The sequence below is a fragment of the Corynebacterium canis genome, assembly GCF_030408595.1.
Lineage (GTDB): Bacteria > Actinomycetota > Actinomycetes > Mycobacteriales > Mycobacteriaceae > Corynebacterium > Corynebacterium canis.
Map to the genome: position 1 here is coordinate 724906 of NZ_CP047080.1, position 19052 is coordinate 743957.

18 protein-coding genes are annotated in these 19052 nt (G+C 61.5%); 10 read left to right on the forward strand and 8 right to left on the reverse strand.

Going from position 1 to position 19052, the window contains the following annotated elements:
- Window positions 1-59 precede the first annotated feature (59 nt).
- The 4 genes from CCANI_RS03215 to CCANI_RS03230 all read left to right on the forward strand — a co-directional run bounded on the left by CCANI_RS03215 (window position 60) and on the right by CCANI_RS03230 (window position 6854).
- On the forward strand, window positions 60-1100 hold the full coding sequence (locus CCANI_RS03215; protein ID WP_146323841.1) for a ferredoxin reductase: 1041 nt from the start codon (window positions 60-62) through the stop codon (window positions 1098-1100).
- 8 nt (window positions 1101-1108) lie between these two features.
- Window positions 1109-2389 carry a fatty acid desaturase family protein gene (locus CCANI_RS03220; protein WP_146323840.1) on the forward strand — a complete coding sequence of 427 codons (1281 nt, stop codon included), beginning with the start codon at window positions 1109-1111 and terminating at the stop codon, window positions 2387-2389.
- A 199-nt stretch (window positions 2390-2588) separates the two neighbouring features.
- Entirely contained in the window at window positions 2589-5054 is a 2466-nt protein-coding gene (locus CCANI_RS03225; protein ID WP_146323839.1) for a DUF5979 domain-containing protein, read from the forward strand.
- A gap of 171 nt (window positions 5055-5225) precedes the next feature.
- On the forward strand, window positions 5226-6854 hold the full coding sequence (locus CCANI_RS03230) for a hypothetical protein (RefSeq protein WP_146323838.1): 1629 nt from the start codon (window positions 5226-5228) through the stop codon (window positions 6852-6854).
- Between the two features lie 723 nt (window positions 6855-7577).
- Here the strand turns inward: CCANI_RS03230 and CCANI_RS03235 are convergent.
- From CCANI_RS03235 to ybaK, 4 genes are all read right to left on the reverse strand, one after another.
- Window positions 7578-8879, reverse strand: a complete 1302-nt coding sequence (locus tag CCANI_RS03235; protein ID WP_146323923.1) for a chloride channel protein — start codon at window positions 8877-8879, stop codon at window positions 7578-7580.
- A gap of 142 nt (window positions 8880-9021) precedes the next feature.
- Window positions 9022-10002 carry a ribosome small subunit-dependent GTPase A gene (rsgA, locus tag CCANI_RS03240; protein ID WP_146323837.1) on the reverse strand — a complete coding sequence of 327 codons (981 nt, stop codon included), beginning with the start codon at window positions 10000-10002 and terminating at the stop codon, window positions 9022-9024.
- A complete protein-coding gene (gene aroA / locus CCANI_RS03245; protein WP_246118176.1) occupies window positions 9995-11269 on the reverse strand; it encodes a 3-phosphoshikimate 1-carboxyvinyltransferase in 1275 nt (424 codons plus the stop codon). Before aroA ends, rsgA begins: the two co-directional genes overlap by 8 nt.
- 17 nt (window positions 11270-11286) lie before the next feature.
- Complete coding sequence (gene ybaK, locus CCANI_RS03250) at window positions 11287-11802, reverse strand: Cys-tRNA(Pro) deacylase (protein ID WP_146323836.1); 516 nt, start codon at window positions 11800-11802, stop codon at window positions 11287-11289.
- 33 nt (window positions 11803-11835) lie between these two features.
- Between ybaK and CCANI_RS03255 the strand changes: the two genes are divergently transcribed.
- Both CCANI_RS03255 and rsrA read left to right on the forward strand, forming a co-directional pair.
- Window positions 11836-12441, forward strand: coding sequence for a sigma-70 family RNA polymerase sigma factor (locus tag CCANI_RS03255; RefSeq protein WP_146323835.1), 606 nt, complete (start codon window positions 11836-11838; stop codon window positions 12439-12441).
- The gene (gene rsrA / locus CCANI_RS03260) at window positions 12438-12695 is read left to right on the forward strand and encodes a mycothiol system anti-sigma-R factor (protein ID WP_146323834.1); all 258 of its coding nucleotides are present in this window, start codon (window positions 12438-12440) and stop codon (window positions 12693-12695) included. The genes CCANI_RS03255 and rsrA overlap by 4 nt, the downstream gene beginning before the upstream one ends.
- Before the next feature lie 97 nt (window positions 12696-12792).
- Here the strand turns inward: rsrA and CCANI_RS13600 are convergent, their stop codons facing one another.
- On the reverse strand, window positions 12793-12867 hold the full coding sequence (locus CCANI_RS13600) for a 50S ribosomal protein bL37 (RefSeq protein WP_390885311.1): 75 nt from the start codon (window positions 12865-12867) through the stop codon (window positions 12793-12795).
- Between the two features lie 70 nt (window positions 12868-12937).
- The gene (locus tag CCANI_RS03265; protein ID WP_027012530.1) at window positions 12938-13198 is read right to left on the reverse strand and encodes a WhiB family transcriptional regulator; all 261 of its coding nucleotides are present in this window, start codon (window positions 13196-13198) and stop codon (window positions 12938-12940) included.
- Window positions 13199-13648: 450 nt separating this feature from the next.
- Between CCANI_RS03265 and CCANI_RS03270 the strand changes: the two genes are divergently transcribed.
- On the forward strand, window positions 13649-14062 hold the full coding sequence (locus CCANI_RS03270; RefSeq protein ID WP_146323833.1) for a hypothetical protein: 414 nt from the start codon (window positions 13649-13651) through the stop codon (window positions 14060-14062).
- Here CCANI_RS03270 and CCANI_RS03275 read toward each other — a convergent pair.
- On the reverse strand, window positions 14059-15219 hold the full coding sequence (locus CCANI_RS03275; protein ID WP_146323832.1) for an Rv3212 family protein: 1161 nt from the start codon (window positions 15217-15219) through the stop codon (window positions 14059-14061). The two genes, CCANI_RS03270 and CCANI_RS03275, sit on opposite strands and share 4 nt — an antisense overlap.
- Complete coding sequence (locus CCANI_RS03280; RefSeq protein ID WP_146323831.1) at window positions 15216-16631, reverse strand: DEAD/DEAH box helicase; 1416 nt, start codon at window positions 16629-16631, stop codon at window positions 15216-15218. The genes CCANI_RS03275 and CCANI_RS03280 overlap by 4 nt, the downstream gene beginning before the upstream one ends.
- 127 nt (window positions 16632-16758) lie before the next feature.
- On the opposite strand from CCANI_RS03280, the gene CCANI_RS03285 reads away from it, so the two are divergent.
- The 3 genes from CCANI_RS03285 to moeB all read left to right on the forward strand — a co-directional run bounded on the left by CCANI_RS03285 (window position 16759) and on the right by moeB (window position 19052).
- Window positions 16759-16983: a DUF3107 domain-containing protein gene (locus tag CCANI_RS03285; RefSeq protein ID WP_146323830.1), complete on the forward strand. Its 225-nt coding sequence runs from the start codon at window positions 16759-16761 to the stop codon at window positions 16981-16983.
- A gap of 139 nt (window positions 16984-17122) precedes the next feature.
- Window positions 17123-17989, forward strand: a complete 867-nt coding sequence (locus tag CCANI_RS03290; RefSeq protein ID WP_246118181.1) for a DUF3152 domain-containing protein — start codon at window positions 17123-17125, stop codon at window positions 17987-17989.
- Window positions 17937-19052, forward strand: a complete 1116-nt coding sequence (gene moeB, locus CCANI_RS03295) for a molybdopterin-synthase adenylyltransferase MoeB (RefSeq protein ID WP_146323828.1) — start codon at window positions 17937-17939, stop codon at window positions 19050-19052. The genes CCANI_RS03290 and moeB overlap by 53 nt, the downstream gene beginning before the upstream one ends.

Here is a 19052-nt window from a genome sequence, read left to right on the forward strand (position 1 = left end):
TGAACCTACGTGTGCGTAAGCTACGGTGACGTTACTTCAGCACACGATAGGAGCCTCACGTGGCACCAGCCCTCCCGCGCGACGGCTTGCGCTCTTTGCGGAGCGCGCTCCGACGCTTTACCACGCCGCTGCTTCCGGACGACTATACGCAGCTAGTGAACCCACTTTGGTCGGCCCGCGAATTGCGTGGGCGAATCGAACACGTGGACAGGCCCACGGCGGATACGGTAAGCCTGAGCATCCGCCCCGGTTGGGGGGTGCCGGTGGACTTTCACGCCGGCCAATACATAGGCATAGGGGTGCCTATCGACGGCCGCTTCACCTGGCGTAGCTACTCACTGACCTGCGCCCCGCAGCCCGCCGCCGACCTATTGACTATTACGGTCCGGGCGGTGGAACGCGGGAAGCTTTCGAACCACCTGGTGGGCACGGCGACGCCCGGCATGATGGTGCGCCTGGCGGCCCCGGCGGGGGAGTTTCATCTCACCGATCCGGTGCCGGAGAAGCTGCTTTTCGTTTCCGCGGGCACCGGGATTACCCCCATTGTTGGGATGCTGCGTACGTTGGCGGAGCGCGATCAGCTTGGGGACGTGGTGGTGGTGCATTCGGTGCGTCACCGTGGGGACCTGCTGTTTGCGGAGGTGCTTCAGGGGTTGCCGATCCCGGTGCATATCCAGGTGACCAGCGAAGATGGGCGCTTGGGGGCCGCCGACCTTGAGCGGTTGGTGCCGGACGTGGCCGAGCGCGTGATGTACGCCTGCGGGCCTTCCACGATGTTGGATGAGCTGGAGGCGCGTTGGCCGGAGGTGCGCACCGAGCGCTTTACGCTGGATCGCGCCTCGGATGCTACCGGCGGGGTGATCAGTTTCGGCGATCGCGCTAGCGTGTCCGCGGACGGGGCCACCACCATTTTGGAGGCGGGGGAGGGCGCGGGCGTGCAGCTGCCTTTCGGTTGCCGCATGGGCATCTGTCAAACGTGTGTGCGGCCGCTTGAGGACGGTCATGCGCACGACTTGCGCACCGGGGAAACCCATCACCCCGGGGAGCGCATTCGTACGTGTGTTTGTGTTGCTGCGGGGAATTTACGGATCGGGCTGTAGGAGAAACAATGGCAATTGATAATATCCGTGCGTATTCGCACTTGACCGATGAAGACATCGAGGAGATCGGCCGGCGGCTGGACGCCATCAAGCAGGAGGTGGAAGACTCCCTCGGTGCGCGCGACGTTGCATATATTAAAGGGCTGATCCGGTTCCAGCGCGGCCTTGAATTGGCCGGTCGGGCCACCCTGCTGTTCAGCCACAAGCGGCCCTGTTTCTGGGCGGGCAGCGGCATGCTGGCGCTTTCCAAAATCTTGGAAAATATGGAGATCGGCCACAATGTGATCCACGGGCAGTGGGATTGGATGAACGACCCCGAAATCCACTCCACCACCTGGGAATGGGACATGACCTGCCCGAGCTCCCAATGGATGCACTCGCATAACTTTGTGCACCACAAGTACACCAATATCATCGGCATGGATAACGACGTCGGATACGGAATCCTGCGCGTGACCCGCGACCGCGCCTGGTCCCCGATGTACGCCTTCCAGCCGGTGACCAATGTGGTGCTGGCCTCGCTTTTTCAATGGGCCATTGCCTTCTACGATGTGGAGCTTGGGCGCTTCTTTGCGGGCAAACAAACCTGGGAGGAAACGGCGCCGCGATTTTGGGAGGCCGTGCGCAAATCCCGCAATCAGGTGCTCAAGGATTATGTGCTGTATCCCGCGCTGAGCGGCCCGAACTTCCTGCACACCGTCGCCGCCAACGCCGTGGCGAACTGGACGCGGAGCGTGTGGGCCTACGCCGTGATCTTCTGCGGGCACTTCCCGGATGAGGCGGAGACCTTTACCAAGGAGCAATTGCGCACCGAGACCCACGCCGAGTGGTACCTGCGGCAGATGCTCGGGTCCGCTAATTTCCACGGCGGGAAGGCGTTGACTATCCTTTCCGGGAACCTGAACTATCAGATCGAGCACCACCTGTTCCCCGATATGCCTTCCAACCGGCTGGCCGAGGTGGGTAAAAAGGTGCAGCAGCTGGCGGCGGAGTTTGATCTGCCCTATAACGTGGATTCCTTCCCCATGCAATTCCTGAAGGTGCAGCGCACCTTGTTGAAGCTCACGCTGCCGAACCGTTTCCTGGTGGCGTCGCCGCACAACGCCCCCGAGGTGCGCTCTAATGAGGCGTTCCGCGAGAACCCGGATGTGGAGTGCCAATTGCATATCGGCGCCGACGAGCACGGCGTGCGCCACGGTTTGAAACAGGGATTGAAATTGTTAAAAGCAATTCGACCCGGAGTGCGCGAAGTAGTGGGTTGTTATCTCGGCCGCACAAAGAAAAATTGAGCAAAACTTAATTTGCTGAGAGAAAGCTGAGCCTTTCGTAATTCCCTTGTATGTGTCTACCTGCACATTCAGCCCTTTTGCGCGCCGCTCTCCATACGGGGGTAGCGAACCTGAGCTGTTTGTAGGAAAAGTGACAAAATGGCATATTGGGAGCTTCGAGAGCCATCGAGGTGGCCATGAATTACGGAAGGCAAAGCATATGTTGCAGCTGAGACTGGGCACGAGGGCGGTGACCACACTGCTCGCGGTTGTCACGGTGTTGTTCGCACTCGTGGTTCCGACCGCGCACGCGCAAAACCCGCTACGTGTTGAGGTCACCTCGGCCAGTCTGATCAAATCCGATGCAACCGGCGTGCCTGCCGCAGAGGGCGACCGGGCCCAGCTGTATAGCGGCGATGTGGCGCGCGTGTCCATCGGCTTTGATGTGCTCAATCCCGCCGACGCGCAGCCCGGGGATACGTTGACCGTGCGCACCCCGCCCGAGCTCACGGTGCAGCCCGATGCGCCCTTCCAGCTGCGTTTCGCGGAGGACGCGGAGCACCCCGCAGGTTCGTGCCAGCCGGCCGAGCAGGAAATTGTGTGCACGCTCGCCGCAGGGTTCCCCGAGCACGTTGCCGCCGGCGAGCTGTGGTTCTTATCGACGGTCGCGCGGCCCACCGAAGGCACCGAGCTTAGCTTCGACGTCAACGGCGTCCCTGCGGTTGCCCCGGTGCCATTGGGTGTGAGGGAGCGGCCTCAGGGTTTTCAGGTGCAAGCCTTTGATGTGGTGAGTACCCCGATCCTGCCCAATGTGAAGTCCATTCCGTGGAGCGTGCGCTTTCATGGTGGCGTTGTCGCCGCCGATCTTGGGCTTAGCTTCGACGGTGCGACCGTGCACACCATCGAGTTTGAGGCTCGCCCCGATACCACCCGCCAAGTGCTCCCCGCGGGCGAGGAATACGCGAGCGTGCTGAACACTTGGGGCCTTGCGGAAACCAATTCGGAGGCGGACCCAAGCCAGCCGCGCCGCATGCTTGCCAAGGTTGGCGCTTCCGTGGCCGATGGCTTTGAAATGAAGGTGGAGTTTACGGAGCAGGGTACCGCCACCATCGCGCTAACCGGCCCGTTTCGCCCAGACGCCAATTATGCGTTGAGCGCGCATATGCCCATTCGTTCGGAGTTCCAGAACCGGGTGTGTGGTTTTGATTATCGCAATGACATCACCCTGCTCGGCGCGAATATCCAGGCGAAATCCAGCCCGGTGCGCTGCACCGACGCCGGCGGCGGCAATATCGCGCTGGCCCCCGGTTTCGGCGGCTTTGCCATCAGCAAGACCTTCCACAATCCGGACGGCGTCCCGGACGATCAGTTCCTTGATGCCGAGTACCAGGTGAAGGCGAAGTACACCTTCCCCGACGATACCCGGGCTGCGGATTACCAGGTCGATGGCGTTGGCTATGCCGCGCCCGGCACCCTGAACGAGGCCGGTACCGGCGGCGAGGTGCTGGTGGCGCTGTTGCCTCAGGACGGCAGGCTCCAGGGCGTGCTCGACGGCATGCTGCCCAAGGGCACCAAGGTGGAGTTCTCCGAGGTGCTGCCCCGCGTGCCCGGCATCGTGTGGAAGGCCCCGGTGTTCCAGCCGAGCAGCCTGATCATTGAAAGCCTGAAGACCCAGGAGGTGTCGCTTTCCAATACGATCCAAAAGATCGTCAGCGAAACAGCCCCCGTCAAGATTTTTAAAAAGGTCGAGGGAGACCTGAAAAACCCGCCCCAATCCTTCGATTTCCACGTGCAATGCGAGGGCGCGGCGGACCGGGAGATCCGCGTCCAGGTGAACAAGGAAACCGGCGTGGGCAATTACGAGGTGGGCAAGAAGTGCACCATAACGGAAAAGGATTCCTCGGTGCCCGCAGGCTATCGGCTGGAAAAGCCGGTGACCCAAACGGTGGAGATCCCGGCCGGCGGCCACACCTTCCATTTTATGAATACCTATACCCGTGACCACGGCAAACTCGGGCATTTCACGCTCACCAAAGTGGTCGAGGCGGATCCGGGCCTGGCGGTGCCAGCGACCTTCGATTTCGCCTACCGTTGCGAACGCGAGGACACCGAGGACATTTTCACCGGCAAGCTGGAAAAGGTGCTGCCCAATACCCCGACGCAATCCCCAGGCGTGCCCGAAGGTTTCAGCTGTGCGGTCACCGAGCTCAACGCGGATATCGACGGCGCCGACCTAGAAGTTCTTAACCCCGGCACCGTCAAGGTTGGCGAGGCCATTTCGGTAACCAATGTGTACCGGCGCATCGTGCCGCTGCAGGGCACCTTTACCATCAAAAAGGTGGTCAAGGCCGATCCCGGCATGAAAACCCCGGAGAGCTTTAGCTTTGATTATCGCTGCACCAAACCCGGCGAGCAGGACATCGTGGGCAAGGTGACCAATGTAAAGGCCGGCGCCACGGGTTCCTCCGCCCGCGTCCCGTACGGCTATAAGTGCACCGTCACCGAGCGTGACGCGAGTATCGACGGCGCGGACTGGACGCTCAAAGTTTCCGGCGAGGTTGCAGCCGGCGAGGTTGCCACCGTGACTAATACCTATACACGCGCCCAATCGTCGGTGTTGCGCCCGCACTCCAGCATCCCATGGTGGCTGCTCGGCATCCCATTGCTCGGGGGCTTAGCCAAGTGACCCCGGTGGTGCGCGTGCCTGATTCGAGGGAGGAAGAAGTAGCCCCGCCCAAATGTAAGATAACCGCAGCATAACAGGATGTAGCAAAATCGCTGAGGTGTTGCGCATCGCGCTGGCGTCGGCCCGTATTCGTGTTTAGCTGGTACGGGAACTAGCAGAAAGGCGGCCACCGTGTGTGTAAGTTTTCAGCTCACCGGCGAATCTCAGCTCACCGTGGACGGGGTGCGCGTGTACCGCATCCGGGCGTTGCGCAATATCCCACACCACGGGGTGCGTAAAGGGGATCGGGGCGGCTGGGTCGCCTCCGAACGCACCGATAAGGGCAAGCCCCGGCTTGGCAAGCACGCGTGGTTGAGTGGGGAGGCCATGCTTTTGGACCAAGCGCGGCTTAGCGGGTCAGCCCACGTTTCCGGCCATGCGGTGGTGCGCGGCCGGGCGCGCATTCGCGGCAATGCCCGCGTGTATGGGGAGGCGCGGGTGGCGGGTCGCGCCCAGGTGTCCGGCCACGCCCGAGTGTTCGGTTTCGCCAGCGTGGTAGAACAAGCCCATCTCACCGGCCACGCCCAGGTGTTCGATTCGGCGATCGTGGCGGGCAAGGCCGTGGTGGCGGGCATGTCATGGGTCCGGGGCCATGCCAGCGTGGCGGAGCAGGCCCGCGTGGTGGGGGATAGCGAACTCACCCAATTCGTCCGGGTATCCGGCCGCGCGAAGGTTGAGGACGTCACCCTCGAAGGCCAGGTGGAAATCTCCGACGACGCACACCTGTTCGGCGGCGTGCGCGTGCCGTGCTATGGCCGCATCGGCGGCACCGCCAGCGTCGGAGACAGCTCGCATTGCGTGCTCATTTCCCCGTTCGGCCCGGCGGGGGAAACGCTGATGATCACCCGCCAACGAGACAATTCCCCACGCATTACGCTGGGCGGATGGGCGTGCGACTCGTGGAAGGAATTCCACCGAGAGGTGCGTCGTTGGGAGTGCCGCAGGTGGCGTCAGTGGCTCCCGATATTGCGCGCGCAGATCAAGGCGTGGCGGGTCGCCACGGCACCGCCTGCACCCGGTCTAAGTTTCGAACTCACCAATGTGCAAAAGGCCGTGGGACTTTCCCCGGAGGTGCTGGTGCGGATCCGCGCCACCCGGGATATTCCGGAGCAGGGGGTACGCCGCGGGGACTTGGGCGGTTGGGTGGCCGGGGCGTTTACAAGCAGTGGTGAGCCGCGCATAGCGGGAACCGCATGGTTGCACGATAATGCGGAGCTGCGTGCCGACGCCCGCATTCAAGAAAACGCAAAAGTGTTCGGCAAGGCGGTATTGGATGATTCCGTGATCGCCGACGGCAACGCACGCATCGGGGGCGCCGCCGAGGTGACCGGCCGGTGTCGCGTCACGGGCAATGCCGTGGTGGATGGGCACGCCTGCCTCGCCGACGATGTGTTCGTCTGCCGCGACGCCTACGCCGGTGGCAACGCATGGCTAAGCGGCAGCATAAGTTTGTTTGACGACGCCCGGGTGGCCGGTAACGCAGTCATCCGCGGCGACGCGTGGCTCGCCGCCGGCGCGGATATCACGGAAGGGGATCACGTGAAATCTTTCGAGAATATTGGGCCGGGCCGGAACGTCACCTTGTACCGCAGCAGCGACGGCAGCCTGCGCATTGTCGAGGACGAGTGGGATCCTCACTCGTGGTCCGTCCAGGAGTTTGACCAGCAGATTCGCGCGCGGAATTGGGATGACCCGGTATGGCTCGCCGAATATCACAACGTGCTGCGCGTGGCTCAACTCTTGTCCCGCCGCTGGGCCTGATCCCTGCGGGCTGCAATTGGTGCGCCTATATACATGCATGGCCGAATTACGTCACAGTGACGAAAAGCGCGGGCGATCCGTTACAAACAACCTATTTCCACGCGCTGAGTTGAACGGTGTCTACCGATATTTTTTACATCAAAATCCGGAAATCTGTGTAAAACATATCGCCCTGGCGGCCCTGGGCGGCCCGAGATGATGAAAATTACACAAAATCCGGCTTTCGTGTGTAAAAAACTTCATCTGCAGTGCACAACCCATCGCTTTCGCCCGCCGACCGGTCAGTCCGTGGTGTCTTCGGGGGTCTAAGTCGGGGCTATATGGCAACACCTAGGAATGTGGCTTGCTATTATTTTGTGCTCTATATTTACAGGCCTGCTGCGGGCTGCAATTGGCTCGCCTATATACATGTGTGGCCGAATTACGTCACAGTGACGAAAAGCGCGGGCGATCCGTTACAAACAACCTATTTCCACGCGCTGAGTTGAACGGTGTCTACCGATATTTTTTACATCAAAATCCGGAAATCTGTGTAAAAGATATCGCGCTGGCGGCTCTGGGCGGCCCGAGATGATGAAAATTACACAAAATCCGGCTTTCGTGTGTAAAAAACTTCATCTGCCGTGCACGACCTATTGCTTTCGCCCGCCGACCGGTCGGACTGGGTGCGGTTTGGGCCATCGCGCGGTCGACCATTAAGGTCAGGTGTACTTGCGCGTGGATTTAGCTCTTGTCGTGCCGAGGGGTGTGATCGGTGGTGTCCCGAGTCCATGTTGCGGTGGTAAACGGTTGCATGCGCTGATCCTTGTCGGTAAGGATGCCCCACAGTCGGACTGCCAGCGCCGCCGCGACAACTGCTACGAACATAGGAAGGTAGCCTTGGGCCTGCATATCGGTGAACTCGATGGCGGCAATCATGCCGAACATCGGTGCGGCCATGGTGGTGGACAGGAACGCGGCCGCCCCCATCAGGGCGCAGGCGCCGAGGGGGACTTGGGGGAAGAGGGGGTCAATAAGCAGGCCGATAATGGCGCCGATGATCGCGCCGAGCGAAAACGCTGGGGTGAGGGTACCGCCGACTGTGCCTACTCGGAAACAGATCAGCACCATCATCACCCGTGCGATCCCCAGCACGCAGAGGGTGCCGAGCGGCAGACCGATGGTGAAAATGGTGTCGGCGGCCCAGCGGCCGTTGGCGCTCACCCCGGGGATCAGATAGGCGGCCACCGCCACCCCGCAGAACGCGAGCGGCATTTGCCACAGGATGCGCCAATCCAATGGTCGGGCGGCCGCGGCTGCGCGGGCCGCGATGCCGAACCAATGGCCCGCCATGCCCGCTAGGAACCCGACGATCACGGCGGCCACCACATTATGAAAATCTTCGGTGAGCGGCACCGTGTGATAGATCGGGTGCGGGGTGATAAACAGCCCAGTGGTGGCCACCGCCGTGGCGGAGGTGAGCATCGCGGTGACCACGGTGCGGGTGGACATCTCTACCAGCAACAATTCCAAGGTGAACAATGCGCCGGCGAGCGGCAAATGGAACGAGGCCGCGAGCCCCGCCCCCGCCGCGGAGGCGATCACGATGCGGCGGGAATGCAGATCCAAGCGGAACCAAGACGCGATGCTGGTAGCCGATAGGCCGCCCGCAAGGCGTGGGGCGTTTTCGCGGCCAACGGGAGCGCCGGCCGCCACGGAAATCACCTGGATAAACACGCTGAGCAGCGTTTCCACGGTGGGCATCCGACGGCCCTGCATCGCGCCGGGAACCGAGACCATCGGACGCCCGAATCTGCCTAAGAGATACCACGCCCAGGAGGTGATAAAACCCACCACGATCAGGCTTACCGCCAAGCGCGCAGGGGATACCGCGGAACCCGGATCCAGGGTGATCAGGTGGTTGGTTCCGTACACCAGTTCCTCCGTGAGCACGATGGCATAGTTCAAACCTGCCACCAGCAGGCCCGTCACTGCGCCCGCTAGGACCGAGATCAGCGCGAGGCGATTCAGCGGGGTTTCCGTCATGGCCTCGCGGTCCAATGCGGGCAACATGGGGGGTTCTGCGACGATGCGGTCGTGATGGGCGTCGATAAGCTTACGTTCGCTCAACCCCCGGCCGGAACGATCGTGGCTGCGGGAATGCCCACTACCCACCCACCAGCCCATGTTAGGACCAATCCTCGTTGCTGCGTAGCGCCTGCAGCAGCGTACGCACCGCCGCGGCCCGGCGGGCGCTGGACCCCGACAATGCATTCAGCCCGCAATCCGGATCCGTCAGGTGATCGCAGCCGCGGGCGCACTCCGCTGCAGCAGCCGCAAGATCATCGAACACACTAATGATTGTATCGGCTTCCACATGGGCGAGGCCGAAGGAACGAATCCCGGGCGTATCAATGATCCAACCGCCGTGGGGCAAGCGCAACGCCACCGACTGGCTGGATGTGTGCCGCCCTTTGCCGACGCCGGAAACCTCGCCGGTGGCGCGATCCGCATCCGGAACTAGGCGGTTTACCAAGGTGGATTTGCCCACGCCGGAATGGCCGATTAAGGCGGTAATGTGGCCGTCGACAAATTCCTCCACGCGTTCGATCGGATCGGCAATGCCGCACACCACCACCGGCACCTCCAGATCCGTAAACAAGGCGGCGAACTCCGTAGGATCCCCGAGATCGGACTTGGTTAGGCAAATAATCGGGCGCACGCCGCCCACGAACGCGGCGATCAATGCGCGCTCTACAAACCCCGAACGGGGCGGCGGATCGGCGATGGCGGAGACGATCAATAATTGCTCCGCATTGCCAACGATCACGCGTTCGTATGGGTCGATATCATCCGCCGTGCGGCGCAATACGCTCGTACGTTCCTCAAGGCGCACGATTCGCGCCAGCGTGCCCGGGGTCCCCGAAGTATCACCCACCACGGCTACGCGGTCACCAACCACGATGGGCGTGCGGCCGAGTTCGCGGGCGCGCATACAGGTAACCGGTGTGTCCGCGCCGTCGATAATTACCCCCCACCGGCCGCGGTCTTTTGTGACCACCATGCCCACCTCGGCGTGCTCGTGCGCGGGACGGTCCTTGGTTCGCGGCCGCGAGCCCTTCCCAGGGCGGATTCGAACATCTGATTCGTCCCACGAGCGCTTAGCCATTGGCCATGTCCCCCCACATCTGGGCAAAGCCGGGCAGCGTCTTATCGGTGGTCTCAACGTTTTCGATCTGCATGCCGGGCACCCGCAGGCCAAGGATCGCGCCCGCCGTGGCAATGCGGTGATCCGCGTAACTGCACCAAATTCCGCCGCGCAAGGGACGCGGCGAAATATGCAAACCATCAGGCAATTCGATGCAGGAGCCGCCCAGATTATTGATCTCGCGGGCCAATGCCGCCAACCGGTCCGTCTCGTGGCCGCGCAAATGCGCGATGCCCGTCAGCCGCGAATCGCCCTCCGCGAGCGCGGCCAAGGCGGCGATGGTGGGGGTCAATTCGCCGATATCGCCAAGATCTAACGTCACGCCTTGGAGCGGGTTATCCGGGCCGGTTACCGTCAAAGTGCCATTGGAAAGCGTGACCGAACAGCCCATCTGCTCTAGGATGCCGCGGAACGCATCGCCCGGTTGCGTGGTGCGGCTCGGCCAATCCGGGATGCGCACCGTGCCGCCGGTGACGGCCGCCGCCGCAAGGAACGGGGTGGCGTTGGACAAGTCCGGTTCGATCTGCCACGTGCGGCCGTGGATCGGGCCGGGCGATACGCTCCACTCCGCGTCGCCGGTGCGCACCGTCACGCCCGCCGCGCGCAGCATCTCCACCGTCATATCGATGTGCGGGGTGCTTGGGATGCGGCGGCCCTCGTGGCGAACACACAGGCCATCTGTGTAGCGGGCGCCGGCCAATAATAGGCCCGAAACGAATTGCGAAGACGCGCTGGCGTCAATGGTGACAACCCCGCCGGCGGGCTGGCCGCCGCTAATGCTAAACGGCAGCCTTTCGCCAATCACGGTGACCCCGAGGTCACGCAAGGCGTTGAGGATCGTATCCATCGGGCGCACCCGCGCCTGCGCGTCGCCATCGAAATGCGTGTTGCCCTTGGCCAGGGCCGCGACCGGCGGGACGAAGCGCATCACGGTGCCGGCCAAGCCGCAGTCCACGTCGCCGCCATGCAGCGGGCGGGGGTGAACGTGGATCGTGGAGCCATCAATATCCAGCTCGGCGCCTAGGTTCTGCAGCGCGGACATCATCAGGTCGGTGTCCCGGCTGCGCAGCGCCCCCAGCAATGTGGAGGGCCCGTCCGCCAACGCGGCTAGGATCAACGCCCGGTTCGTCATCGATTTCGAACCCGGGATGCGCTGCGTCCACACGATAGGGTGACTCGCCGTGGGGGCGGCCCACAACGGTGTTGCCGATGCTGTTAATTCACTCACACTCCCATGATAAAGGGTTACGCAACCAGATCAGCGAACCTTGCGCTGGTCACCGCGGCAAGGTCCGCAGGTGCCAGCCCGATATCCAAGCCGCGCTTGCCGCCCGATACGAAAATCTCTGCAAACCCCTCGGCGCTCGCATCGATGGCAGTGGGGAGCGGGCGCTTCTGGCCAAGCGGGGAAATCCCGCCCGGAATATAGCCAGACGAGCGTTGCGCATCCGCGGAATCCGCCATCACAGCCTTAGCAACGCCGAAGGCTGCGGCCGCTTTCTTGAGGCTCAGCGAATGCGTTACGGGGATCACGGCAACGGCAAGCTGCCGCTTGGAACCCTTGCCGGCTGTGAGATCTATCACTAATGTCTTAAAAACCTGATTGGAATCTATGTTCAATTGCAGCTGGAGCGCTTCAGCAGCATGGGCACCATAGTCCCCGTCGCCAGCGTCGAAGGTATGCACGCGGTGGGCAATCGCGGCGTCGATAAGCACCTGGAGAGCGGCAGTGGCGGCCGCGTGCTTCTTCTTCTTTGCCATAGTTTCACGTTATACCCCTTAAAATAGTGCCTCATGACGGAAAACTCCTCCGCTCGGTTCGAAGCCGAAGCCCTCCCGCTTCTGGACCAGCTCTACGGCGGTGCGCTGCGCATGACCCGCAACCCCGCCGACGCCGAAGACCTCGTACAAGAAACCTATATGCGGGCCTACCAAGCCTTCGATAGCTTCAAACCAGGCACCAACCTGAAAGCCTGGCTATACCGGATCATGACCAACCTATACATCAACTCCTACCGCAAGGCGCAACGGCAACCGTCGCAACTCCCCACCGAAGAAATCACCGACCATCAGCTACTACAATCCTCGCAACACCTCTCCACCGGGCTTGAATCCGCCGAAGTGGAAGCGCTGAAACTCCTGCCAAACTCGCAGATCACCGAAGCGCTGAACAACCTGCCGGAAGAATACAGAATGGTGGTGTACTACGCCGATGTGGAAGGGCTTGCATATAAAGAAATCGCCGAAATCATGGATACGCCGCTCGGCACGGTGATGAGCAGACTACATCGGGGAAGAAAACAACTCCGAGCCGTGTTGAAGGATGTGGCTCAAGAACACGGCATTGGGCTCACACGCCCAAAGGTGGAAACAACCAAGCGGAAGGCACCGGCAAAATGAAAGAAGACCACGAATGCTTTTGCGGCTGTGAAGACGCCTACGAAGCGCTCTTCTTATTGCTGGACGGGCACATGGAGCAAGCCGAAGCCCAGCGGCTCAAAGAACGCGTGCTGGCCTGCCCCGCCTGCTTCGAAGCGCTAGGGATCGAACAGGAAGTCCGGGCGCTCGTGCGCCAATGCTGCGGCGTGCATGCGCCCGTGCGGTTGCGGGAGCGCATCACGATAGCCATCCGGATTGAGCAACGGCGGGGGTAATTTGCGGGGGACAGGCGGCTGGTCCAACTACCCCCAAACACGCGAAAGGCCGTTATCCCAATCCGAGGGATAACGGCCTTACACTCCAAGCTTGGGCTTAGGAGTTGGGGCGTTTGCCGTGGTTTGCCTTGCCCTTGCGACGGTCCTTGCGCTTACGTCCACGCTTGCTCATGCGTTTCTCCTTGGAAATCGGGGTGAAAACTTCTCACCACTGTAGCCGCTTCTGAGCGTGGGATAAAATTTTAGACAGTCGCGCGGGTGCGGGTACGACCACGGTTCTTACGGCGCTTGAGTGCACGGCGTTCGTCTTCGCTCATGCCGCCCCAAACGCCAGCATCCTGGCCGGATTCCAGTGCCCATGCCAGGCACTGGGAGGTCACGGGGCAACGGTTGCACACAACCTTAGCGGTTGCAATCTGTGCGAGTGCGGGTCCCGAGTTGCCGACCGGGAAGAAGAGCTCGGGGTCTTCATCGCGGCACACTGCCTTGTGGCGCCAATCCATGTTTGTTCTCCTTCTCGTGTCAGGTTGTTCTCAGCTTAAAATTACGCTGCATAATTGATACTCGCAAGGGGTGCGTGAGCACTCTCACGAGATCGGGGTAAAACGGGGGAGGAGATCGCTATCGGACTTCGTTGATGAAATCGTATGACGTCTCCGGCTACTGCAAAATAATGGCACGCTACGAGTTTCTTGGCTAGAGTTTAGGTTGAAAATGTGTCAGAAATCACAAGAGAGGGTGCCACGACGGCTGCGTTATATGGATCGTGCACACCTCGAATTACCCACCTGCCGCGCCAAAAAACACCGCCCCTACCTGCGGAAATAATTGTTTTGTCGCGGTGAGTATATTGTGCGCCATTCCGTCAATTCGCGGAATCTGCAGCAGGGGGATCGCACGGGTGTGTTTCCTGAGCGCGGGGGCAAAGTTGTGCGCAGGTAAACTTGTTCACTGTGACTGATTCGAAATATTTGCCGCCGGCCACCGTGCGCCGCGCTGGGTGGTTGAGCCTAGCCGAGGCGGTCGTCGGCATTATCTTCGCGATATTTCTGCTGTTTCACCAGGATATAGGCAAGATTTGGACGGAAAACCCGCGCGGGCTCTACCTAATCCTCGGCACCCCGCTGTTTTTGATCATTGTGTTCGGAACCGTAGGCGTGGCCGCCTGGATGATGGTGCGCGGACGCCGCTGGGGCCGCGGCCCGGTTGTCATGTGGAACATTTTCCTCCTCCCGCTGGCTTATTACGTTGCCCAAGCGGGCCAGTGGATTTGGGGGGTCCCCGTGCTGCTCCTCGGCATTTTCGGGCTCAGCCAATTGTTTAGCAAGACGGCGGTCAGCTGGACCACCGCCCGCTACCGGGACTAGCGCAAACCGACCAGTTGTTCGCCCCGCTTTTCCACCAAGGTGTCTCCCACCAAAGCGAGCGACACCCTGCCCTCGTAGCCGCTCCGATCCACGGGGATCGTATATTCGATTTCCCCATTGCTCCAATTGGCTACGGCAATACCGTCCCGCACGGGGAACAGCAACCTATCCCCAACGGCGGTTCCTGTGCCCAGGGCGTCCTTAAAGATGTGAGTTACGCTCAGATCCTCAGGTTTTAACAAGTAAAGCCGTGCCCCATCGAACCATGTCATGTGGTGCGGCAGGTCCGCCATTTCCCGGGAGTCCGGCACCGGCGCCCGTTCCACCTCCGCCACGATGGGATGCTCGGTGACATATGAGAGAATCCGTGGAGTTGGCTGAGCCACATACACGGCCGCCCCGGTCTGTCCCACGGCCACGAGCTGCGCCTCGGAACCCGGAATGGAGATATCCCGCGTGATTTTCGGTTCCCGCGAATCATCCGGCACGCGTTTTTGGTAGCGCAGCATCGTTTCCGGGCAGGTTTCCACGACCGCCACCAGGGATTTCCGGGTTCCGGCGCTGTGGATTACGCATTCTTCGTGGGGTTGCAGGTTCGGTTCCGCCTTGATCGGCGAGTCGCCGTATTCGACTGTGCGCACCATGTCGCTGCGCCAGAGTTCCACGCGTTCCTCGTTATAGGTTCCTACCGCATCGTTGGAGCTGAGCGGCCAGACTTCGGCGGGTGCTGCGGCGCTGCGGGTTGCTCGGTAGGTGCCGGACGCGGCGTCGATAGACGTGACGTCGCCGCAGCCCGCGCTATTGCGGAACGTTGCCACCACCGTGTGAAACGCCGCCGCGAGTGAGCACACGTCCAGGTCACGGGCGTAGGTCCATATGGTTTCGCCGGTGCTGGGGTCCATCGCCGTAACCGTGCTTTTCGACGCCGCGACCACAATGCCGTCAATATTCACCGGGCGGGCACCCACCGACGTATCTGTGGCCTCCCAAATCTGGGTGACCGAACGCGGCGGGGAGGTCGGCGTTGGGGCAGGGGTGAATTGCTCACTGGCGGATTGGAGCTCCGCGTGGCGCGCCGGCGCGTGGTACCAAACATTGCCTATGCCCAAGACGGCGCACGTGGTCAGTGCCGCGGCGATAACGATATTGCGATTCATCGGCGCCGCCGAGTTCCGGTGCGACGCGGGCCGCGCAATTGCCGTTGGGTCCGAATGGCCCCGACACCGCCGAAAACCTTGCGGGCGGGGCCAACGGTGCCGGTGGCTGAGGCGGGGATGTCGAGGGCGCTGAAAAGCTCGGGCGAGGTGGAAAACCACTGCGGAGGGTTCGGCTGCTCCAACCCCAGCTCCGCATTGATCGCCTGCCATTTCGGCAGCTCATCGTAGCCCACCAAAGTCACGGCGGTACCAGAATGTCCAGCGCGGCCCGTGCGCCCGATGCGGTGCACATACGTCATCTCATCGTCGGGGGTTTGGTAATTGATCACGTGGGTGACATCCGTAACATCGATGCCACGGGCCGCGACATCCGTGGCCACGAGTATATCGATCGTTCCGTCGCGGAACGCCGCTAGCGATTTCTCCCGTGCCACCTGGCCCATATCCCCGTGCACCGCGCCTACCGTGAACCCGCAGGCCGCGAGCTCTTCCGCAACCTGCGCCGCCGTGCGCTTCGTGCGGGTAAAAATGATCGTCCGGCCGCGGCCTTCCGCCTGCAATACCCGCGAGGTAATCGCCGTCTTATCCATTCGGTGCGCCTGGAACACCACCTGGCGCGTGGTGGAATGCGTCTGCCCCGCATTCGGCGATTCCGCCCTAATGTGCATCGGTTTGTGCATAAAGCTGCGCGCCAAGGTAATGATCGGGCCCGGCATGGTGGCGGAAAACAGCATCGTTTGGTGCGGGTGCGTCAACGCCTTGAGCAGCTTTTCAATGTCCGGGAGGAAGCCTAGGTCTAGCATCTCGTCAGCTTCATCAAGGACGAGGATTGCCACGCGGTCCAAGGCGAGGCTGTGTCGCTGATATAAGTCAATGAGGCGGCCCGGTGTGCCCACAACAATGTCTATGCCCTTTTGTAAGGCGGAAATCTGTTCCTCATAGGGCTTGCCCCCATAAATGGTAAGGATTCTTAGGGGCAGATTTTTAGCTGCTACCTCTAGGTCTTCGCCTACCTGGATGGCCAGTTCACGCGTGGGCACGACGATGAGCGCGCGGGGTGTTCCGTCGATTTCCTCGACATCGGCGGAGTCGAACACGCGGTCTAAGACGGGGATGCCGAAGCCGAGCGTTTTGCCCATGCCGGTGCGGGCCTGGCCGATAATATCCCCGCCATCCAGCGCGACTGGCAGCGTGAGCTCCTGAATCGCAAAGGTGTGCGTGATCCCGGCGGCGGCGAGGGCGTCCGTAATTTCGATTGCGACGCCGAGTTCCGCGAAGGTCGGGCCGACTGAACCTGGGGTACCGTGAACTTGAGCAGACACGTCATTGATACTAGTTGTCTGGTGTCTATGATGGTGCAGGGCCCTCGATTCAGGGCGCGTCAGTGCACGGCTTTTCCGCCACAAGCACATAGCATGAGTACTGCATAGGCAAAGTATGAAAGCCGGCAGTAGCCAGTATTTGAAGCCACGCGGTGCCGTGAGCTTTCATGTAGTGGATGTGCGCTTTCATGCATGCTTTCAAGAAAGAGTGGAGTAAATGGACATTAAAATTGGGTTTAGCGATTCCGCACGGGAACTCGTTGTGGTATCCAACCAGACGCAGGACGAAGTGCTTGCGTTGGTAACCGCCGCGGTGGCCGATGACGCTGGTGTCCTGCAGCTGGCCGACGATAAAGGCCGCCAGTATGTGGTGCGTAATAGCCGCATTGCCTATGTGGAGGTGGGGAAAAACCAAGCGCGACAGGTTGGTTTCGCCGGGTAAGCGTTCCCGGCTGTGCGCGTGTGTGATCCCCTCCGGTTAGCGCCCTTTACCCAAGGGTGAATGTTGATTTTCGTTCATCATGCAGGCTCGTTCAAGGGAGTAAGCCATTTCTAGGCAACGCCGTCCAGAGCCGGAACCGCTGCTCGTTCGATTTGCCCGTGAATTCGGGTGGCGGGCGTATGCGATTCCGGTGCTGTTTGTGATTACTATTTGGGTGTTCGTTGATGTGTTATTGGGCAGCACCACCGATGGTGCCACCAATACCACGGCGGATCGAACCGCCGCGACCTCCGTGGTTACCTCCGCGGTGACCGGTCGTGGCAGTGGCCCGAATCCTGCGGAATCGGAGAAACCGCACTTGGCCACCGGGGACCTGCCCCCGGGCGCGCCCTATGCGGAGGCCGGGGTGGGCACCTTCCGCCTGGTGGGTGCGCCCGGCGAGCAAATGGGGCAGGGCCTGGAGCGGGTGTTTACCTATGTGGTGGAGATTGAAGACGGCATTGATACGACTGTGTACGGCGGGGACGATAGCTTCGCCGCGATGATTGATGCGACCTTGGGGAATCCGAAGGGCTGGATCGGCGACCCTAAGTTCGGTTTCCGGCATGTCGGCCCGGACGAGGAGCCCGATTTAAGAATTCAGCTGGCTTCCGCCCAAACTACGCACAACAACTGCGGTTTTGATATTAAAATGGAGACTAGCTGCTTTACCTCAGCCGGCAATCGCGTGATTTTAAATGAATCTCGCTGGGTGCGGGGCGCACTTCCTTTCGAAGGTGACCTGGGCTCTTACCGCCAGTACATGGTGAACCACGAGGTGGGCCATGGCATTGGGTTTGCCAGCCACCAGCCGTGTGCGAAAGACGGCGAATTGGCGCCGATTATGATGCAGCAGACGTTGAGTGTGAATAATTCCGAGTTGCATGGGATTAACCCAGAGGAGGTCTACCCGGATGACAACGCAACCTGCGCGACAAACCCGTGGCCCTTCCCCCACGCCGGTTAACGCCCACCGCTACGCCCGCCACCTGACCCTTCCCGGCATTGGCCTGGAGGGGCAGCGCGCGTTATTGGGTGCCCGCGTGTTGTGCGTCGGCGCCGGCGGACTCGGTTCCCCCGTGATCCAATACCTTGCCGCTGCGGGCGTAGGCACCCTGGGCATTATCGATGGAGATGCGGTGGAAGAATCCAATCTCCAGCGCCAAGTAATTCACTCCCTGCGCGCGGTGGGGGAGGCGAAGGTAACCTCGGCGGCGCAGTGGGTGGAGGCGCTGAACCCGGACGTGAAGGTGGAGCAATACGATTCCCGCCTGAACGCCGGCAATGTGGTGGATACCCTGTCCCGCTACGACATTGTGGTGGACGGCTCCGATAATTTTGCCACCCGCTACCTCGTGTCGGACCATTGCGCGGACCTGGGGATCCCCGTGGTGTGGGGCGCGGTGTACCGTTTCGAAGGCCAGATTTCCGTGTTTGCGGAGGGCTATACCCTGCGCGACGTGTACCCGGAACCCCCGGCGAACGCACAAAATTGCGCCGAGGCCGGCGTGTTGGGAGTGCTGCCCGGGGTGATCGGCACGATGATGGCTGCGGAGGTAATCAAATTGATCACCGTAGTCGGCGAGCCCCTGGTAGGCAGGATCGGTATTTGGGACGGCGCCCGGGCGAATTTCCGCACGGTGCGCTTTGCGCAATCCCCGGATAGTGAGGCGTTGCGGCATACGTTTTCCCAGGCCCCCGCGTGCGAATTGGAATCCCCCACACAGGTGCGTTCGGTTCCGGTTTCCGAGTGGCAGGATTTGGTTGCTTCCGGCGTCACGATCATCGATGTCCGCGAGCCACACGAATGGCGCGGCGGGGTCTTAGGGCAGCCTGTGTTCGCCCCCTTATCCGCCCTGCGCAACGACGATTTTTCCAGCGTTGCCCAATTAGATAGGGAGCGCCCTGTCGCCGTGTATTGCGCGGCCGGCGCCCGTTCCCGGGTAGCGGCGCTGTTGCTGGAAGGCGCGGGTTTCGTTGATGTGACCTCCTTGGATGGCGGTATCACCGCTTGGTGGATGCGTGATTAA

Bases quoted from the DNA above. Each gene is read 5' to 3' on its own strand.
- CCANI_RS03220 (WP_146323840.1), top strand. From the start codon at position 1,109: ATGGCAATTGATAATATCCGTGCGTATTCGCACTTGACCGATGAAGAC.
- CCANI_RS03225 (WP_146323839.1), top strand. From the start codon at position 2,589: ATGTTGCAGCTGAGACTGGGCACGAGGGCGGTGACCACACTGCTCGCG.
- CCANI_RS03235 (WP_146323923.1), bottom strand. From the start codon at position 8,879: ATGACGGAAACCCCGCTGAATCGCCTCGCGCTGATCTCGGTCCTAGCG.
- rsgA (WP_146323837.1), bottom strand. From the start codon at position 10,002: ATGGCTAAGCGCTCGTGGGACGAATCAGATGTTCGAATCCGCCCTGGG.
- ybaK (WP_146323836.1), bottom strand. From the start codon at position 11,802: ATGGCAAAGAAGAAGAAGCACGCGGCCGCCACTGCCGCTCTCCAGGTG.
- CCANI_RS03255 (WP_146323835.1), top strand. From the start codon at position 11,836: ATGACGGAAAACTCCTCCGCTCGGTTCGAAGCCGAAGCCCTCCCGCTT.
- rsrA (WP_146323834.1), top strand. From the start codon at position 12,438: ATGAAAGAAGACCACGAATGCTTTTGCGGCTGTGAAGACGCCTACGAA.
- CCANI_RS03265 (WP_027012530.1), bottom strand. From the start codon at position 13,198: ATGGATTGGCGCCACAAGGCAGTGTGCCGCGATGAAGACCCCGAGCTC.
- CCANI_RS03275 (WP_146323832.1), bottom strand. From the start codon at position 15,219: ATGAATCGCAATATCGTTATCGCCGCGGCACTGACCACGTGCGCCGTC.
- CCANI_RS03280 (WP_146323831.1), bottom strand. From the start codon at position 16,631: ATGTGCTTGTGGCGGAAAAGCCGTGCACTGACGCGCCCTGAATCGAGG.
- CCANI_RS03285 (WP_146323830.1), top strand. From the start codon at position 16,759: ATGGACATTAAAATTGGGTTTAGCGATTCCGCACGGGAACTCGTTGTG.
- moeB (WP_146323828.1), top strand. From the start codon at position 17,937: ATGACAACGCAACCTGCGCGACAAACCCGTGGCCCTTCCCCCACGCCG.